Raw genomic sequence first — 17489 nt, 5'->3', positions numbered from 1 at the left:
TTCCTTCTCAGTCGTTAAGCGGGATGAAGCTGTGAGCAGATACTTGCGAGGTGGCGCCGGGGTGGCCGGCGCTTCGCCCGCGAATTACCAGCGGTAGTGCGCGAAGGCCTTGTTGGACTCGGCCATCTTGTGGGTGTCTTCCCGGCGCTTGACGCTGGCGCCGAGGCCGTTACTGGCGTCGAGCAGCTCGTTCATCAGGCGCTCGGTCATGGTCTTCTCGCGGCGGGCGCGGGAGTAACCGACCAGCCAACGCAGGGCCAGCGTGGTGCTACGGCCGGCTTTGACCTCGACCGGCACCTGGTACGTGGCGCCACCGACGCGACGGCTGCGAACCTCGAGGGTCGGCTTGACGTTGTCGAGCGCACGCTTGAGCGTGACGACCGGGTCGGTGCCGCTCTTCTCGCGTGCTCCTTCAAGAGCGCCGTAGACGATCGTCTCAGCGACCGAGCGCTTGCCGTCGACGAGGATCTTGTTGACCAGCTGCGTCACCAACGGCGATGCGTAGACCGGGTCGATGACGAGCGGGCGCTTAGGCGCCGGACCCTTGCGTGGCATTAGCTCTTCTCCTTCTTGGCGCCGTACTTGCTACGGCCCTGCTTGCGGTTGCGAACACCCTGGGTGTCCAGCGAACCGCGAATGATCTTGTAACGAACACCCGGGAGATCCTTAACGCGGCCTCCGCGGACGAGCACGATGGAGTGCTCCTGCAGGTTGTGGCCGACACCCGGGATGTAGGCCGTGACCTCGATGCCGCTGGTGAGGCGCACGCGGGCAACCTTGCGCAGGGCAGAGTTCGGCTTCTTCGGGGTCGTCGTGTAGACGCGAGTGCAGACACCACGACGCTGCGGGGAGCTCTTCAGTGCGGGCGTCTTGGTCTTCGACGTCTTGTCCTGCCGGCCTTTGCGGACCAGCTGCTGGATCGTAGGCATTCGGCCTGCAATCTCCTTAGATCGTTTGGTGCGGGTGCGGTCTGTGTATTTCTGACATTTCTGTTCCCGGCGTTGCCGCCGAGAGAATCACTGTCGGGTGGATACGAGGCCGCTCTGCGGACACGCTGCACCCGGTGGTGCCTGCTCTTTTGTTGTCTCCATCGACCCACGCGGTCGGGCGTGTCGCAGCCCGCTCACGAGCCAGCCCGGCGAAGATCGCCAGTCTGGACGATGGTTGTGCGCCCGCCGCCGGCCGCGAACAAACTCAGTAGACCCCTTATTTTCTGGGGCCTGCAGACGGCTACGACTGAAGGGCACGGAGTGGCGCCCGAATCGCTTCGGGCACAGCTGTCTACGATACCCGGACGCGTGCGGAGAAGCAAAATCCCCCGAAATTGCGAGACCGGGGCGACCGACCGGATCTGGCGACGGACTGGATCTGCGAACTCAGGCCGGTCGCGCTAGTGGTCGCGGTCGACCACGTAGCGGGCGAGGGTGCGAAGGTCCTCGGCCGCGGTCGCCTCCAGCGGCAGGCCGTCCAGGTGGGCCAGTGCCTTGCGCAACCGCGCGTCGGCTTCATCGGAGGCCCAGCTCAGGCCGCCGGCGGCCGCGATCAACGCCGTCGCCCGCTCGACGTCGGCCTCCTCGCTCGGCGGACCGTACTGCAGCAGTGCTCCCAGCTGACGGGCGGCGTCGCCGTCGGCGCCCAGCGCGGCGACCACGGGCGCGCTGCGTTTGCCGGCCCGGACGTCAGAGGACGACGACTTGCCGGTGATCTTCGGGTCGCCGACGATCCCGAGGATGTCATCGACGAGCTGAAAGGCCATCCCCAGCTCGAATCCGTAGCCAGCCAGCCCGCTGACCACTTCCTCGCTCGCCCCGGCGGCCAGCGCGCCGATAGAGGCCGAGGCACTGATCAGGGCCGCCGTCTTACCCGCCTCCATCTGCAGGCACGCATCGAGATCGATGTGTTCGGCACCCTCGTAGGCGAGATCACGGGACTGCCCACTGATCAGCTCGTGAATCGAGTGGGTGAGGCACGGCAGGGCGCGCATGCCGGCCGCCGCGTCGGCGATGAGGACGTCGAAGGCCACGGTCAGCATCGCGTTGCCGGCCAGAATCGCCTGTCCGTCACCGAAGACCGTCCAGGCGGTCGGGCGATGGCGACGCTCGACGTCTCGATCCATCACGTCGTCATGGATGAGGGAGAAGTTGTGTACCAACTCGACCGCGATGCCACCCGGCACGCCATCACGGGCCGAGCCTCCCCCGGCCACGGCCGAGATGACCGCCAATGTCGGTCGCAGCGCCTTGCCGCCGCCGCACGCCGCTGAGCCGTCGGCCTCCTGCCACCCCATCTGATAGCTGGAGATGAGCCGCATCTGGTCATCGCGCAGCGTGGCGATGGCGGCCCGCATGGCCGGCTCGACCAACTCTCGGGCCCGTTCGATGACCAGCAGCGCCGGATGAGTGTCAGCGCGCGAGGTCACGATTCTCCGAACATCTCTGCCCTTGATTCACAGGGACAATCGTCTCATGACCGAGCCGGGCTGGGGTTCGCCGCCCGGTCGTGGGTGGCGGCTCGACGCAACCGGCTGCGTCGGGTCTGTGCCACTACGGCCAACGCGACGAGGGCGGTCAGGGTGATCAGCGACCCCCAGAGCGCGGTCTGACGCGCGTGATCGGACTGTTCCGGGGTGGCGCGGGCGGGCAGGCTGGTGGCGCGACTGGGGGGAGCCACCACCCCGGCCTCCTCGGGCAGCACTGCCGTCACCGCCGCCACCGGGTTCACCATGCCGTACCCCACCGCATCGTTGCGGCCCCTCGGTGCCGCCGGATGCGAGGCGGTCGCCTCCAAGCGGTGGATCACCTGGGCGGCGGTGAGATCGGGGAAGCGCGCCCGCACCAATGCGGCCACTCCGGCGACGTAGGGGGCGGAGAAGCTGGTGCCTTGGATGGACCCGGTGCCCGCCTGAGTGGTGATCTGGTCAACCTGGCCGGCACCGCCGCGGAACGGGTTGGTGGAGGTGATCTCGGTGCCGGGTCCGGCGATCCCGACCCACGGCCCGGCAATCGAGAAGGCGGCGGCCGAGCCGTCCTGGGCGATCGCGCCGACCGCCAGCACCCCAGGCAGGTCGGCCGGGGTGGCCGCGGTGACGGCCGGTTTACCAGGGGTGTTCTGGTGCGAGCAGTCGGCGCTGGAGTCGAGGTTGCCCGCTGAGACGACGATGACTACGTTGGCGGCGACCGCGGCCTGCACCGCGCTGGAGAGCTCCGGGCTGTCGACGGTTCCAGCCGGCCCACAGTCGGCCTCGGAGATGTTGATGACCTGCGCGCCGTGGGCGACTGCGTAGCGGATCGCCGAACCGAGACTGGCGGGGGTGCCGGCTCCGGGTGCGTCCGAGCTGTTCGTGTCATCCCGCAGGGCGTACCGCTCGCTGCTCTGGCGGATGGAGAGCAGGGTGGCATCCGGAGCGACCCCGGAGAAGCCCGACTTTGGATCCGGCGATCCTGCGATGAGACCGGCGACCAGCGTCCCGTGGCCGTCGCAGTCGTCGAGGCCCGGGGCGCTCGCGGTGCCCCCGGTGCCCCCGGTGCCCGCGGTGCCCGCGGTGCCCGCCGTGCCCCCGGTGGCGACCAGATCGGCCAGACCGCTGAGCCGGTCGCCGAAGGCCGGCCCGGGATTCACCCCGGTGTCGATGACCGCGACCTTCACCCCGCCGCCCCGGGTGAATCTCCAGGCTTCGGTATAGAGCAGTAGTCGCTGGGCCCAGCTAACCCCGTTCTGGACCGTCGTCGGCGGAACGCCTTGCGAGACGCAGGCCGCCTTCTGCACGTACGCCGCCGGCGGGCTGGGCGCAGTCGCCGCGGAGGCCGCAGCCGCGCCGACGTCGCCGACAACGACGAACGCGGTGAAGAGCAGGACGGCGAGGCCGGCCCCGCGGCCGCGGCTAATGCGGCTAGCCGGATCGGGGAGTCCCCTCCCCGCTGACCCGGATCTACTCATAGGTGGCGCATCGTCGAGTACAGCCCCATGACTCCGATCGCGAGCGGAAGGATCGAGATGAGCACCAGTGATTCGAGGAAGTCCACGCTCCGCATGGTGCTGGGAGCCAATCGCACTCGCGGCACCACGACACTGATGAAGATGGCCACAACCGTCAATCCGAGGCCGGCGGCGAACAGCCACGGGGTCGCATTGCCCGGATCGGTGAGCACCGCCAGCGCTCCGGCCGCGGCCAGGGCGGCCAGCGGGATGCCCTGCAGGGCCACCCGGGGGACCAGACCGGCCACGCTGCGACTGCGCAGCGCCAAAGCGGCCAGGCATACGCCGCCCAGTGCGACCGACATCGGCGTCGCGTGCAGGGCGACGGCCGCCGATGCGAAGGCGACGGCGAGCGCGCAGCCGATAAACGCACCGTTGAGATACTCATCGGCCAGGCGCGCCTTGGCGGCGACATCCTCCACGTCGATGTCGTCGCGAATGGAGCGCATTTCATTGGCATTCGTCGGAACGATTGGCAGCGGCAACCGGGACAGCCGCACCACGAGCCAGGGCAGCGTCGCGATGGCGGCGACGCCCAGGGCGCAGCAACCGGCCAGCGAACTCACGGTCTCGACGTCGAAGACAGTGCAGACCGCAGCCGTGCCGGCTCCGAAGGCGGCAGCGATCGCGGCCGCGACGAACACCACCGTGCCGGTGGCGATGGCCGCGACCGCCAGCACGGCGTAGGCGAACGCGAAGACGAAGCCGAGCAGCACTCCGGATCGACCGATCGCCCCCGGCACGATGTCGATTCCGGCAATGAAGATAAGGGGAAGGCCACCGACGGCGACCGCGGTCGCGATGATCCGATCGCCGGGGCCGCGGGCGATCGCGGCCGCGACCCCAACCGCCGCCAGCGCGGACGCCAGCGCCAGGTAGATGTTCACCGTGTCGTGGCCACGGTAGAGCAGCGTCGTGGCGGCGATGGCGAGGCCGGCGATCGCCGCGGCCGCGCCCATCGCCGGGTTGGTGCTGCGCCGGTTCATCCGCGTGCGCACCGTGGAGGCGATCGCATCGACCACATCGTCATAGATTGGCGGCACAATCGCCGACTCGCGGGGCGTCAGGTGCAGCGCGGTTCCGTCGAGAATCTCCAGCGAGCGCAGGGTGCGATCACTCGGCAACTCATCGGCCCCGACCAGCGCCAACTGCCAGCCACCGTGCTGGCCACCGCCGTCGTCGCTGCGTTCGCCGACCAGGTCGAGCAGCAACGGGAGCAGATCCACGATCGGCACGTCGATCGGCAGCGCAAGATCCACCCGGGTTCGGGGGGCGATGACGACCACTCGGGCGAACGATCTCGATTCAGCAAGCGTCACGAATACAAATCCAATCGAGTGGAGCAGGGTCGGGGCGAACCGGACGGCCGAACGTGACCCCGAACGCAGATGAGTCGAGAACTGCGGGCCGAAGTCAGGTACCGGTGGCTACTATATTGTGCGAGGGACGCGGGAGGAGCGCCTTGGCAACGAAGATCTTCAGACGTAGGCCGCGGCTTGCCGCACCGGTGATGCCCGCCGGCGAGACCCATCTGCAGGCGCCTCCAGACCTGCCGCGCGTCCTGCCCGTCAACATGCTGACCAACCTGCTCCCCGGCGTGATGATCCTGACCTCGGTCGGCTTCGTCGCTATCGGCGGTCTCAATCCGGCGTCGCTGATGATGGGCGGGATGATGGTCATGTCGACCGTCGGCATGATGGGCGCCGGTCAGGGAAATCGGCGGGGCGCCCGAAAAGCGCAGCTGACGGCCGACCGCAATGACTACCTCGCTTATCTCGATCAGATCCGCGACGAAATCAGTCGCACCCGCAGCCAGCAGCGGGCCGCCCTCGTCTGGACCCACCCCGACCCGACCTCGCTGTGGTCCATCGCCGGTGGCCGCCGCATGTGGGAACGCCGCCCGGGTGATGCGGACTTCAGCGCGGTGCGAATCGGCACCGGCACACAGCGATTGGCGCGACGGCTCATTCCGCCGCAGACCGGCCCGGTCGAGGAGGTGGATCCCATCGGCGTGCTGGCGCTGCGACGGCTGGTGCGGGCCCATTCGCTGGTCGACGACCTGCCCCTGGCGGTGAAGCTGCGCTCGTTCCCGGCCGTCTCCATCGGTGGCGATCCCGATCAGGCCCGCAGCCTGGCCCGCTCGATGGTGGCGCAACTGGCCTCCTTCCACGGCCCGGACCACCTGCTCGTCGCCGCCGCCGTTGACGGCATGGCCCGTAGCCAGTGGGACTGGCTGAAGTGGCTGCCTCAGAACCAGCACCCCACCCTCACCGACAGTCTCGGTAGCGCCCGGATGGTCACCTCATCATTGGCCGACGTCGAAATGGGCCTCGGCCCGGAGCTGGCCGATCGGCCACGCTTCAACCGGGCGAGCACGCCGAACGGCGACGAGCCCCACATCGTGATCATCGTCGACGGTGGCCAGGTCACCCTCGAGGAACGCATCATGCTGGAGGAGGGGCTCGTCGGGGTCACCCTGATCGACCTCTCCAACTCGCTCGGCCGGTTGCCCGCCCGCCGTGGGCTGCGCCTACTGGTCGAGGGCGGCCGGGTCGGCGCCATCGGGCGCGATCAGACCGAGTGGCTCGGCGGCGTTGACCTGCTGACCGTCGGCGAGGCCGACGCCCTGGCCCGCTGGCTGGCGCCCCACCGGCTGAGCACCTCGCAGGCGGCTGACGACGCGCCCCTCACCGGATCGGCCGAACTGGTGGACATGCTCGGCATCGGCAATCCCGCGAACATCGAGATCAGCCGGGTCTGGCGCCCCCGCTCCTCGCACGAGCGGCTGCGCATCCCGATCGGCATCGGCGAGCACGGCGAGCCGGTGGATCTGGACATCAAGGAGGCGGCCCAGGGCGGAATGGGGCCGCACGGTCTGGTGATCGGCGCGACCGGCTCAGGAAAATCAGAGCTGCTGCGCACCCTTGTGCTGGGGCTGGCGGTGACCCACCCGGCGAGTGCGCTGAACCTCATCCTGGTCGACTTCAAGGGTGGCGCGACGTTCCTCGGGCTGCAGGACCTGCCGCACACCGCCGCGGTGATCACAAACCTCCAGGACGACCTCACCATGGTCGACCGGATGTATGACGCGCTCTCGGGCGAGATGAACCGGCGGCAGGAACTGCTCAAGGCGGCGGGCAACTTCGCGAACGTGAAGGACTACGAACGGGCCCGGGAGCAGGGTGCGCCCCTGGACCCGCTCCCGTCACTGCTGATCGTCTGTGATGAGTTCAGCGAAATGCTGAGCCAGAAGCCGGAGTTCGCTGAACTCTTCGTGGCGATCGGGCGCCTGGGCCGCTCGCTGTCCATGCACCTGCTGCTCGCCTCACAGCGGTTGGAGGAGGGGAAGCTGCGAGGCCTGGACAGCCACCTCTCCTATCGGATCGGACTCAAGACCTTCTCGGCAGCCGAGTCCCGCACCGTCCTCGGAGTCACCGACGCCTACGAACTCCCGTCGATCCCCGGTTCGGGGTACCTGAAGTTCGACACGTCGACGCTGATCCGCTTCAAGGCGGCCTACGTCTCCGGCCCGTACCAGGGCGAGGAGCAGGCTCCCGACGCCGGCGGCGCGTCCTCCAACGCCCGGCCCTGCAGCTTCGTCTCCACCCGGGTCGAGCTCGAGGAGCTGCCGCCCGCCATCGCCCCGCCATCCGCTCAGGCGAGTCCGACGGCGGACGAGGAGGACTTCGACAACCGGCAGCCGGCGGTGCTCGACGTTGTGGTCTCCCGGCTGCGCGGCCAGGGGATGGCGGCACACGAAGTCTGGCTCCCCCCGCTGCGGGAGGCACCGACCTTCGACCAGCTGCTGCCGCCGCTGTCGGTCGTCGCCGGTCGTGGCCTCTGCCCGGAGGGTTGGACGGGGTTGGGTGGGCTACGCGTGCCGGTCGGCATCGTCGACCTGCCCTTCGAACAGCGACGCGACCTGCTCGCGCTCGACTTCTCCGGTGCCGCCGGGCACGGGGTGGTGGTTGGTGGCCCGCAGAGCGGCAAGAGCACCCTGCTCCGCGACGTCGTGACCTCGCTGGCCCTCGCCCACACCCCGCACGAAGTCCAGATCTACTGCATCGACCTGGGCGGCGGATCGCTGGCCGCCACCGAAGGGCTCCCGCACGTCGGCGCGGTCGCCTCGCGTAGCAACCCGGATCTGGTGCGCCGGATGATCGCGGAGGTCGGCGGGATCCTGAACGAGCGGGAGGAGTACTTCCGCCGCAGCGGCATCGAATCAATGAGTGCGTACCGGCAGCTACGCCGGGAGGGTCGTGGCGCACCCGGTACAGCCGGGCAGTTCGGTGATGTCTTCATCTTCATCGACGGCTGGGCCAGCTTCCGGACGGAGTTCGAGGACCTGGAGCAGCGGATCACCTCACTGGCTTCTCAGGGCCTCTCCTTCGGCGTGCACATCGTCATCAGCGCCGCCCGCTGGGCCGAGATCCGCGCGGCGCTGAAGGACATGATCGGCACCCGGCTGGAGCTGCGCCTCGGTGATCCGGGCGAGTCCGAGGTCGACCGGCGGATGGCCCAGGGCGTCCCCCGGGGCACTCCGGGACGGGGGCTCACTTCCTTCAAGCGCCACTTTCTCGCCGCATTGCCGCGGATCGACGGCGCTGCCCTGCCGGCGACACTGTCGGCCGGCTTCTCCGACCTCGTCGCGCAGGTGGCGAGCGCGTGGACGTTGGCCGGCACCGGGGTCGGGGCACCGCCGGTTCGGATGCTGCCGGCGGTACTGCCTTACGACCAGCTGAGTGTGCCCTCAGGTTCCCGGCTCATCCCGATCGGCATCAACGAGGAGGCACTGGCGCCGGTCTCCCTCGACTTCGACGCCGAGCCGCACTTCCTCTATTTTGCCGACGGCGAGTCGGGGAAGACCAACTTCCTGAAGGTCGTGGCCTCGCGGCTCATGGAGCAGCATTCCTCATCCGAGGTCCGCATCCTGCTGGCCGACTACCGGCGCACCATGCTCGGCTACGTGGATCGGGAGTACCTGGCCGGGTACGCCGCGGCCGCTCCGGCGCTGGAGGCGCTGCTGACCGATCTGCGTCCGATCCTGCAGCAGCGGCTGCCGGGACCGGACATCACTGCCGAGCAATTGCAGGCTAGAAATTGGTGGAGCGGCCCTGAGCTCTTCGTCCTGGTGGACGACTACGACCTGGTCGCGGCCCCAACCGGAAATCCGATCGCGGCGCTGCTGGAGTTCCTGCCGCAGGCCAAGGATGTCGGGCTGCACCTGATCATCTGCCGGCGTACCGGGGGCGCGTCGCGGGCGCTCTTCGAACCGGTGGTGCAGCGACTGCGCGACCTCGGCGCACCGGGCATCGTCGGCGCCGGCAGCCGGGACGAGGGCGCGCTGCTGGGAACCGTCAAGCCGTCGGCCCTGCCACCCGGGCGCGGGGTGCTGGTCGGGCGCCGTTTCGGGGCGCAATTGATACAGCTCGCCAAACGCTGAGAAGGGCGTCCCGTGCAGATAAGAGAATTCTTAGAGGACAGTATGGAGGCCTTCAGCGCCAGCATTGCTCGCCCTCTGGGCTGCTGGTAAACAGTGAGACGAGAGGTAAACACCTACCGACCAACGAAAGGGGACGCCAGAATGACTGGTGCCTTTAATACCGAAGCCGCGACGATGGCCCAGGCCGCCACCCGGGTCACCGACGTCAATCACACGATCTCGACCGAACTCCGCACCCTTTTCAGCAGCGTCGAAGCGGTGCAGGCCCACTGGTCCGGCCAGGCGGCGGCCTCCTTCCAGCAGCTGATGGCTCGATGGAACGAGGACTCTCTCAAACTCAACCAGGCGCTCGCCGGCATCTCCGAGCAGATCGCCCAGTCGGGGAAGGCCTACCACGCCTCCGACGAGAGCAACCAGTCCGCCATCCGCAGCGCAGGCAGTGGTCTTAACCTCTGACGTTTCGTCAGAACACTTCTAGGACCGGGAGGTCAATCAGCATGTCTTCGCCAATCAAGGTCACCTTCTCGCAGCTCGCCGCGACCCAGGACCAGGTGCGCAGCACCGTCAGCAACATCAACACCCAGCTCGCCGATCTGAAGAGCTACCTAAACCCGTTGGTCCAGACCTGGTCCGGTGCCGCGGCTGAGAACTACAACGCCGCCCAGGCCCAGTGGGACCGCGCAGCCGAGGACCTCAACGCGGTCCTGAGCGCGATCGGTAACGCGCTGGGTTCGGCGAACGAGGGCTACCAGGCGACCGAGAAGTCCAACGCCAGCCGCTGGTAATTGCGTCGGCACCGAATTGTTCGGCACGGTAATTGTGTCGACACCGAATCTGGTGCGGGAACCGATCCGGCCGGCCCGCCGGTCGGATCGGTTTCGCATTTCTCGCCGATTCGGCACTTCAATTCTCAACTATTAAGGCCGCAATTCGCGGAAGCGATTCCGCGCCCGTCGCATTGGCAGGAGGGAGGCTCACGTGACGTCGTTCAAAGCAGATCCGCAGGCTCTCACCAGCGCCGCCCAGGCGTTTACCGGTCAGGTAAACCCCATCGGTACCGTGGCGGCCCAGGCTGAGGCCCTTCACGGCTCCTCGACCAACGCCGGCCGTGACTACGGCGCCGATGGCGCCGCCTACCGCGCCGCATTGACGACGATGCTGCAGACCCTGCTCGTCCCGATGGGTAACAAGACGACTTGGGTCGCGGACACGCTGTCGGGCACCGCTGCGAGCTACCAGGCCGGCGACCGTTCCGCGGACAACGGATTGAATTCGGCCGGCAAGCCCATTTCGGGAGCGGCCTGAGATGTCCGACTGGTGGAACCCGCTCGAAGATGTCATCAGCACCGACGTCAACGAAATCAAGGACGTTGCGACCGGTTACGCCGACGCGGCCGGTGACGTCGGCTCGGCCGCCGCCAGCGCCGCACATGACTACGGGCACGGCTGGTCCCGGGCCTTCACCGATCTCACCGACGGCGATCCACTGGGGAGCGTCAAAGCACCACTGGACGTTCTCGGTGGCCAGTTGAGCGCGACCGGACATCTGGTTGAAGGGGTCGCCAAAGGTACTGGCGACGTCCTCAGCGGTGGATTACATGCCGCGGCCGACGGTGTGCGGGGAGGCACCAAGCTCGTCAGCGACGTCGGCTCGGATGTGCTGCACGGCCTCGGTTTCGGTGGCAGCAGCAAACTCGAGAAGACGATCGAGAAACACCTCGCCGGGCAGGAGAGCCCAGCCTCGCTGAACGCGAATCGTGCTGAGGAGAAGGCGGGGAAGGCCAAGCTGCAGCAGTTCAAAGCCCGCCTGGCCGGCAACGACCCATCGGCCTTCGGCACGGCAGATGAGATCCTCGACCCGGGCTCGGCCGGAATGCACTACTTCGACTACTTCCTACCGGCGTACAACAAATGGACCGGCCAGCAGATCACGATCACCGCGATCCGGCAGGCTTACGACCGCGAACGGGGCCTGAACTTCGCAGCCTTCACCGCTGACTCGCGGTTGCTGGCGACCGCCGCGACCCAGACCCAGAGCATCACCGAGGTGCTCCAGAACGCCTACAACTCTCTGGTACCCACCTGGCAGGGCAGCGCCGCCTCCCAGTTCGAGGCCACCATGAGCACCTTCTTCACCGCCGACCAGAAGGTCACACGCAGCCTCACCGCCACCAGCGAGGCCATCGCCGCGATCGTGGTTGCGATGCAGAATCTCGTCTATTCAAAGGCAAGCGCCGTCTCTGGGCTGTACCTCGATCGGTTGCCGCCCGGTATCGACGGCGTCCAGTCACTACAGGCCCTGGTCGCGGTGGCCCAGGGTCACGGCCACGATCCCCTGCGGCGCTGGGTACTCGGGACGCTCGGCCAGCCCATCCATGGACGCCACGCCTGGGACTCCGACGCCATGTACAGCCTCGACGATCTCGACGATCGCTCCCGACAGCTGGCGGCGACGGTCGCCGCGCAGTGGTGCAACAAGGTGCTGGTCGCCCAGACCGAGCAGCGGCTGGACACCTTCTTCCGGATCTGTGACTCGACGACCGCCGACATCAAGCGTCTCTTCGCCGAACTGGCGACGGAGACGAAGTCCGTTATCGATCCCTTCGCCGCAATGCCCACCACCCAACCCAGTGACGGCGGTGGTACCACCGCACCCGCTGGCAGTGGCAATGCGGGTGCTGGCAATGCGGGTGCTGGAAGTGGCAGTGGCGGTATTGGTGGCGGTGCTAGCCCGGGCGGCGCTGGCGGCACCACCGCTGCGGCCGGATACACACCGATCCCCAACGTCGGATCCGGTGAGACCACCCCCTCGATGCCGAGCGGAGCCGGGTCGTCGGGTTCAGTCGGCATCGGGACCGGTATCGGAACGGGTGTCGGATCCATCGGCGGATCGATGGGGGGTGGCGATCCGATCATCACCAACGCTGACGGCTCGGTCAGCTTCGGTCCGGACGGCAGCCTCACCCTCGGCAACCGAAACCAGGATGGCAGCTTCATCCTCACCGACACGGACGCGTCCGGCACCCAGCAGTACCGCATCACCTTCGACGCCGATGGGCACCCGATCGTGACACCGCTCAGCGCCGCGACGACCGCGGCCGGCGGGTCGGTCTCGGATCTGAACAGCGCAGCCACATTCGGTCCGGACGCAAACCTGAGCGTGGGCTCAATCGCCGACGGCAGCCACTTCACCCTGACCGACAGTTCCAGCGGGACGCCACAGGCCTACCAAGTCAGCTTCGACGGTGGCGGGCACCCACAGGTCGCAGCTGCCGACGCGAGCACTGCCGTCGATACTGCCGGTGTCGACGGTGCTGGTGCTGCTGGTGCTGGTGCTGGTGCTGGTGCTGGTGCTGGTGCGGCAAGCGGCACGGCCGGCAGCACGGCGCTCGGCGCCAGTACGCAGCTGGGAATGAGCACCCAGTTCGGCGCCCAGGATGCTGGGCAGTCCGTCGCCGCCACTTCGCTCCCGGACGCCAGCGGGTCCGGCTCGGCTCAGGCCGCAGCCGGGCACTCCGGCGCAATGCCGATGGGGATGCCGATGATGGGCGGCATGGGTCGAGGCGCTGGCGGGGGTGAGCAGGAACTGCGCCGCAAGTACGGTGGCGGAAAGGATGAGGGCGTCGTCGATGCCGAAGAGCTCGAATACTGGAACCGACTGGGTCCGACGATCGGATGACGACGATGCATCTCACCACGCAGCTCGCCCGGCAGCTGACGAGCCAGGCCGAACGATCCGCTGAGGTCGAGTTCAACCGGCAGCACGCGCTGGCCCGAGAGGCGGAGCGCGCGGTCGAAGCCATCGTCGCCAGCGGGGCCAGGCTGAAGCAGAGCGAGCAGGCAGCCGGATCGGAGCGCTGCGACGCCGGGGACGGCGGGCGCCCGGAGTCGGATCAGACCCCGAACCGCTCGCACTCCAGACCTGCACCCGAGGAGCTTGACGACGATCTTGACGACGATGACGAGCAACCGAGCCACTGGCTGACGTGAATGTCCGCACTGAACCGCACCGGGAAAGCAACTTGATCACAGCGAGCGAGGAGGCGCTGTGAGTTCGTTGGTTCCCCGTTTCGATGCCGAGCGGGCGCGCGCGGCATCGATGCGCATGCGCTATGTGGAGATTCGCAGCGCACTGGCAAAACTGCAGGTGAAGGCGGCATCCGAGGATGGGACGGTAACGGTGGAGATGGGGGCAGGCGGAGCGGTCCGCGCAGTCACCTTGACCCAACAGGCCATGCAGAAAACCCCCGAGGCCCTGTCCCGGTTGCTGCTGGAGACGATCAACGCCGCCACCCAGCAGGTTGCCGAGAAGACCAATGAAGTCGTCTCACCCTTCGTCAGCAACGCCGGCCTGGATCTGCAGGCGATAACCAGCGGCCGGATCAGCACCGCCCCGCAGCAGCGTCCCCAGAACCCCTTCGCCGAGGAGATAGAACGCGCCAGCGCCATCCCGAAGCGCCCGATGGGCGACTATGCCCGCAATCAGCAGCCACGTAATCCGCAGCCACGTGATCAGCCACGCAACCAGCCCCCACCGAGTCAACCGGCACCGAATCAACCGGTACCGAGCCGGCCGGGGCCTGGTCCGCTCAACGAGGAGGACGTCTGATGGCTGACTCCTACACGGTCGACACTGAGGTGCTTCGCCACGTCGCCAGCGACCTCGGTGGCCAGGCTTCGGCGGCGCCCACGCTCATGGATGGCACTGCGACGGGGGTTCCCAGCGGGTCCTGGGGCGCCCTGGGAGACTCGCTCGGCCTGAACCAGCTCTACACCGATGTTCACGACCAGGCTGACCGCACTCTGGCTCGAATCCATGACTTCCTGCTCTGGTCCGCCGATACCCTCAATCAGACCGCCGTTGAGTACGACGATCGGGAGCAGGCCACAGCTCGGCATTTCCGCGCCATCGGCGACGACTCCGGGTCAGGCCGGCGATGATGTCGAACCCGGCCGCGACCATCTCGACCAAGGAGTCGCTCCTCGCCGTCATGGAGAACCTGAAGGCCGATGAGTTCGCCCGTCTCGGTAGCGACGTCGCGACGCTGGTCGGTCCCTCTCGCGGTGTCGCCGAGGATGCGAATGCTGTGGAACACGAATTGGTGGATGCGGGCCTCACCTTCCTCAGCGGACTGATCGAGCCGCTGCGGCAGTGCCTTGAGCTCGTCACCGGGGACGCCGCCTCGCTGAACGCCCGCGCCGAGCAGTGGAAGGGTCTGGCCGCCGGGCTGTGCGCGGCCGGCCCGCGCATCGACCAGACCGCTGCGGCGACCCGCGGCACCTGGACGGGTGAGGCGTCCCGGGCCTTCGACGCGACGATGCACGAGTTCACCGGCACCGTTGCCGGGGCCGCCGGCGCCTGCGACGGCGTGGTGATGCTGCTGCAGACGAGCGCCGAGCTCATGACTGGCGCGGAGGGCCTGGTCACCGACATCCTGGCCCAGGTCGTCGAATACATGATCGTCGTCGAGGCCTCAGCCGCCGCCTCCTCGCTGGCTACCTTCGGGGCCAGTCAGGCGGCCGCGCAGGCCGCGATTCTCGGCGAGACGGCCGAGGGAGTCGAGAAGGCGATCGGCATCGTCGACCGAGTGGCCGAGTTGCTGCAGCGGATAGCCCAGGCTCTCACCGAGTTGGGTGGGGTCTTCGCGAAGGTCACTGAACTGCTGGCGCGGTTGGCCAAGCAGTCGGGCGGCCCGTCCGCCGTGCCCCCGAGCGAGGCCAGGCCCGGTCTCGATCGGCCGGTGAGCCCATGACCGGCTCACTGCTCAATTGGCTCAGCTTGGGCGTCGAGGAGTTCGCCCGTTGGGGCTGGCAGCAGCGCATCGGCTGGCCGGACCCGCTGGGTAGCTCGCCGGTCGGCCGCTACGAACTCCCGCTGGAGGAGATGCTCGGCGAGACTGCGTCGGCGACCCCGCAGCGCAGCCCAGCCGAAGCGCGGCTGCTGGAGTCGGTGGCCCGGACCCTCTGGTATCCCGCCTACTCGGCCTTCGCCATCCGCGGCCCGGCCGGCGAGGAGGCGACGTACTGGGTGGCCCTCGCCGGAGCAGAGGACACGATCCTGCTCATCGTGAGCACCGAGGAGGTGCGCATCAGCCGGGTTCAGCCGACAGAGATCGCCGAATCCCTGGTGGCTCACCTGCCGAAGGTGCTGGCCGCGCCGACCATCCGGATGGAGGTCGCACCACAGACCGCAGCGCTGCTGGCCGGCGGCTTCGAGCGCAACGCGCCCGAGCGCACGCTCCGCTCGGCAATGTCCTCCGCCGGTATCCCCGACGTGATCGCGGCCCGACTGCTGGCGCCGGAATCAGCGGTGCTGGCCACTGGGACGATCGGGGCGATGAGCTACGAGAGCGAGCCACCCCGGCTCGCCCCGCGCTCGGCCAGTTGGAGCGAGATGGCCGACGGGGCCATGCTCGCCAGCCAGGGGCGCGGGGGCGAAGTTATCTGGGAGCCGATGTCACCCACCGTTATGATGCGAGTGGTGGCTGACGCGATAGCGAGTCTGGGTTCACGATGAATCGACTCACGAGATCACGCTGGCCAATCGGCCATTCGGTGTGCAGGAGGGGAAGTAACCGATGAGTCTGCTCGACGACATCAAGGGTGCGCTGGACTTCGGCGGGATGTCCCTGGATCAGATCCGGACCGTAGCGCATTCAGTGAAGACAGGCCCGCTGGAGCAGATGGCCGATGCCTTCGACCAGGGACAGGTCGTTCTGCTTCAGCAGCACAGTGAACTCCAGTCCGCCGCGACCAACGTCGTCGCCGGTTGGAAGGGGCAGGCCGCTGACGCCGCCTCGACCCGGGTGCTGAACACCGCGACCACCAGCCGCGAATCCAGCTACTCGGCGCAGTCCTCGTCGGAGAACGTGCGGCAGCTGATCGCCACCATCAAGACCGAGCAGGCCAAGATCCAGTCCGTCCCGAAAGTCGACACGTCGTTCGGGGCCGCGGTGCATTCCGTCGGCGGACCGGTGGCGGCGGCGTTCAACCCGGGCGCCGTGGTCACCCAGATGGCGGCCACCCAGGCTCAGGCCAACCAGCACAAAGCCACCGCCGCGAAATACCTGACGACCATGAATGACGCCGGCCACGACACGGCCGCCGCGCAGAGCACCGCGTTCGTCAAAATCCCCACCGATCCGTACGTCGGCGATTCACTCCCGCTGCGGATGAGCATTCCGGCCGTGACTCCGGCTTCGGCCGGCCCCGGGGCCGGGCCGACCTACTCGCCCCCCGGCTCGGGCGGACCGGGCTACGTCCCTCCGGCATCCAGCGGCCCTGGCGGCAGCGTCCACCCGATCCCCGCGACGCCCACTGGCCCGTCGACCCCCCTGCCGAACGGCACCACTCCGGGAAGCACGGTGCCGGCCGGAAATGTGCCGGTGGCTAGCGCGCCGCCGGGTTCGACCCCGCCGGCCGGAGCGACTCCGGGCGGCGGCGAACCATCGGCTCCCGGAACGGCAGCACCTGGACTCCCCTCCTCGGTCGGTGTCGGCGCCGGTGCGCTGGCCGGCGGCGGCGCCCTGTTGGCAGCGGGCGGCCTCTCCGGGATTGGGCGGGGCGGTGTCGGTACCGGCGGTTTCGGTAGCGGCGCAGCGCTGGGTGATGAAAGCGGTGTGCGGTCCGGTGGCAGCGCAGCGCGGGGCGCTGGTGTCGGCGGCGATGCTCTCGGCGAGGACGGGTCGGTGGCTCGGCTCCGGTCCGGCGCGTCCGGTTCGGCGACCGGCCGCGGATTCGGGGCCGGCGAGGCGGCCGAGACCTCCGGGCTGCGGGGCGGTGGGCTGCGGGGCGGAGCTGGAGTCGGCGACGGCCTCTCCTCGGGTGGCTACGGCGCCGGTGAACCCGGTTCGGCGCCGCTGCGCGCCGGATCGCTCGGTGCGCCGGCTGCGGACCTTGCCGCCGGCGAGAGTCGCGCCATCCTCCCGGGTGCCGGCGGAGCTGGAGCTCGCCGGGGCGAGGAGGAGGAACTCAACAAACGGCCTGACTACCTTGTCGAGACCGATGACATCTGGGGCGACGGCCGGCTGGCCGCTCCCCCGGTTCTCGGCTAGACCGTCGACGAATCCCT

Annotated in this window: 16 protein-coding genes; 11 read left to right on the top strand and 5 right to left on the bottom strand. The window is 68.4% G+C overall.

The window, feature by feature from the left end; genetic code table 11:
* Positions 1-84: 84 nt before the first annotated feature.
* The 5 genes from rpsG to eccD all read right to left on the bottom strand — a co-directional run bounded on the left by rpsG (position 85) and on the right by eccD (position 5294).
* Positions 85-555 (bottom strand): 30S ribosomal protein S7, encoded by a 471-nt coding sequence (rpsG, locus tag CPH63_RS09050; RefSeq protein ID WP_096302599.1) that lies wholly within the window; start codon positions 553-555, stop codon positions 85-87.
* Positions 555-929 (bottom strand): 30S ribosomal protein S12, encoded by a 375-nt coding sequence (gene rpsL, locus CPH63_RS09045; RefSeq protein ID WP_096302598.1) that lies wholly within the window; start codon positions 927-929, stop codon positions 555-557. Before rpsL ends, rpsG begins: the two co-directional genes overlap by 1 nt.
* 461 nt (positions 930-1390) lie before the next feature.
* A complete protein-coding gene (locus CPH63_RS09040; RefSeq protein WP_206745669.1) occupies positions 1391-2419 on the bottom strand; it encodes a polyprenyl synthetase family protein in 1029 nt (342 codons plus the stop codon).
* A gap of 44 nt (positions 2420-2463) precedes the next feature.
* Positions 2464-3936, bottom strand: coding sequence for a type VII secretion-associated serine protease mycosin (gene mycP, locus CPH63_RS09035; RefSeq protein WP_096302597.1), 1473 nt, complete (start codon positions 3934-3936; stop codon positions 2464-2466).
* A complete protein-coding gene (gene eccD / locus CPH63_RS09030) occupies positions 3933-5294 on the bottom strand; it encodes a type VII secretion integral membrane protein EccD (RefSeq protein WP_157749406.1) in 1362 nt (453 codons plus the stop codon). Before eccD ends, mycP begins: the two co-directional genes overlap by 4 nt.
* 143 nt (positions 5295-5437) lie before the next feature.
* On the opposite strand from eccD, the gene eccCa reads away from it, so the two are divergent.
* The 11 genes from eccCa to CPH63_RS08970 all read left to right on the top strand — a co-directional run bounded on the left by eccCa (position 5438) and on the right by CPH63_RS08970 (position 17472).
* Complete coding sequence (eccCa, locus tag CPH63_RS09025; RefSeq protein WP_096302594.1) at positions 5438-9418, top strand: type VII secretion protein EccCa; 3981 nt, start codon at positions 5438-5440, stop codon at positions 9416-9418.
* Positions 9419-9559: 141 nt separating this feature from the next.
* Positions 9560-9874 carry a WXG100 family type VII secretion target gene (locus CPH63_RS09020; protein WP_096302593.1) on the top strand — a complete coding sequence of 105 codons (315 nt, stop codon included), beginning with the start codon at positions 9560-9562 and terminating at the stop codon, positions 9872-9874.
* A gap of 41 nt (positions 9875-9915) precedes the next feature.
* Positions 9916-10203 carry a WXG100 family type VII secretion target gene (locus CPH63_RS09015; RefSeq protein WP_096302592.1) on the top strand — a complete coding sequence of 96 codons (288 nt, stop codon included), beginning with the start codon at positions 9916-9918 and terminating at the stop codon, positions 10201-10203.
* Positions 10204-10396: 193 nt separating this feature from the next.
* The gene (locus CPH63_RS09010; RefSeq protein ID WP_096302591.1) at positions 10397-10723 is read left to right on the top strand and encodes a hypothetical protein; all 327 of its coding nucleotides are present in this window, start codon (positions 10397-10399) and stop codon (positions 10721-10723) included.
* Between the two features lies 1 nt (position 10724).
* A complete protein-coding gene (locus tag CPH63_RS22180) occupies positions 10725-13097 on the top strand; it encodes a WXG100 family type VII secretion target (RefSeq protein WP_157749405.1) in 2373 nt (790 codons plus the stop codon).
* Positions 13094-13408, top strand: a complete 315-nt coding sequence (locus CPH63_RS08995; RefSeq protein ID WP_096302590.1) for a hypothetical protein — start codon at positions 13094-13096, stop codon at positions 13406-13408. Before CPH63_RS22180 ends, CPH63_RS08995 begins: the two co-directional genes overlap by 4 nt.
* Positions 13409-13466: 58 nt before the next feature.
* A complete protein-coding gene (locus CPH63_RS08990) occupies positions 13467-14027 on the top strand; it encodes a YbaB/EbfC family nucleoid-associated protein (protein ID WP_157749404.1) in 561 nt (186 codons plus the stop codon).
* Positions 14027-14359 carry a type VII secretion target gene (locus tag CPH63_RS08985; RefSeq protein ID WP_096302587.1) on the top strand — a complete coding sequence of 111 codons (333 nt, stop codon included), beginning with the start codon at positions 14027-14029 and terminating at the stop codon, positions 14357-14359. Before CPH63_RS08990 ends, CPH63_RS08985 begins: the two co-directional genes overlap by 1 nt.
* A complete protein-coding gene (locus CPH63_RS08980; RefSeq protein WP_157749403.1) occupies positions 14356-15171 on the top strand; it encodes a WXG100 family type VII secretion target in 816 nt (271 codons plus the stop codon). Before CPH63_RS08985 ends, CPH63_RS08980 begins: the two co-directional genes overlap by 4 nt.
* The gene (locus CPH63_RS08975) at positions 15168-15935 is read left to right on the top strand and encodes an ESX secretion-associated protein EspG (protein ID WP_096302583.1); all 768 of its coding nucleotides are present in this window, start codon (positions 15168-15170) and stop codon (positions 15933-15935) included. The genes CPH63_RS08980 and CPH63_RS08975 overlap by 4 nt, the downstream gene beginning before the upstream one ends.
* A 61-nt stretch (positions 15936-15996) precedes the next feature.
* Positions 15997-17472: a hypothetical protein gene (locus CPH63_RS08970; protein WP_096302580.1), complete on the top strand. Its 1476-nt coding sequence runs from the start codon at positions 15997-15999 to the stop codon at positions 17470-17472.
* Positions 17473-17489: the final 17 nt, after the last annotated feature.

Origin of the sequence: Jatrophihabitans sp. GAS493 (assembly GCF_900230215.1) — a bacterium.
Lineage (GTDB): Bacteria > Actinomycetota > Actinomycetes > Mycobacteriales > Jatrophihabitantaceae > MT45.
The sequence above is the reverse complement of the archived record's forward strand: the minus strand, read 5'-3'. Positions and strand labels throughout refer to the sequence as shown.

What these genes read in the sequence shown, in the direction of transcription:
- rpsG (WP_096302599.1), bottom strand. Translation starts at nt 555, where the DNA reads ATGCCACGCAAGGGTCCGGCGCCTAAGCGCCCGCTCGTCATCGACCCG.
- rpsL (WP_096302598.1), bottom strand. Translation starts at nt 929, where the DNA reads ATGCCTACGATCCAGCAGCTGGTCCGCAAAGGCCGGCAGGACAAGACG.
- mycP (WP_096302597.1), bottom strand. Translation starts at nt 3,936, where the DNA reads ATGAGTAGATCCGGGTCAGCGGGGAGGGGACTCCCCGATCCGGCTAGC.
- CPH63_RS09020 (WP_096302593.1), top strand. Translation starts at nt 9,560, where the DNA reads ATGACTGGTGCCTTTAATACCGAAGCCGCGACGATGGCCCAGGCCGCC.
- CPH63_RS09015 (WP_096302592.1), top strand. Translation starts at nt 9,916, where the DNA reads ATGTCTTCGCCAATCAAGGTCACCTTCTCGCAGCTCGCCGCGACCCAG.
- CPH63_RS22180 (WP_157749405.1), top strand. Translation starts at nt 10,725, where the DNA reads ATGTCCGACTGGTGGAACCCGCTCGAAGATGTCATCAGCACCGACGTC.
- CPH63_RS08995 (WP_096302590.1), top strand. Translation starts at nt 13,094, where the DNA reads ATGACGACGATGCATCTCACCACGCAGCTCGCCCGGCAGCTGACGAGC.
- CPH63_RS08985 (WP_096302587.1), top strand. Translation starts at nt 14,027, where the DNA reads ATGGCTGACTCCTACACGGTCGACACTGAGGTGCTTCGCCACGTCGCC.
- CPH63_RS08980 (WP_157749403.1), top strand. Translation starts at nt 14,356, where the DNA reads ATGATGTCGAACCCGGCCGCGACCATCTCGACCAAGGAGTCGCTCCTC.
- CPH63_RS08975 (WP_096302583.1), top strand. Translation starts at nt 15,168, where the DNA reads ATGACCGGCTCACTGCTCAATTGGCTCAGCTTGGGCGTCGAGGAGTTC.
- CPH63_RS08970 (WP_096302580.1), top strand. Translation starts at nt 15,997, where the DNA reads ATGAGTCTGCTCGACGACATCAAGGGTGCGCTGGACTTCGGCGGGATG.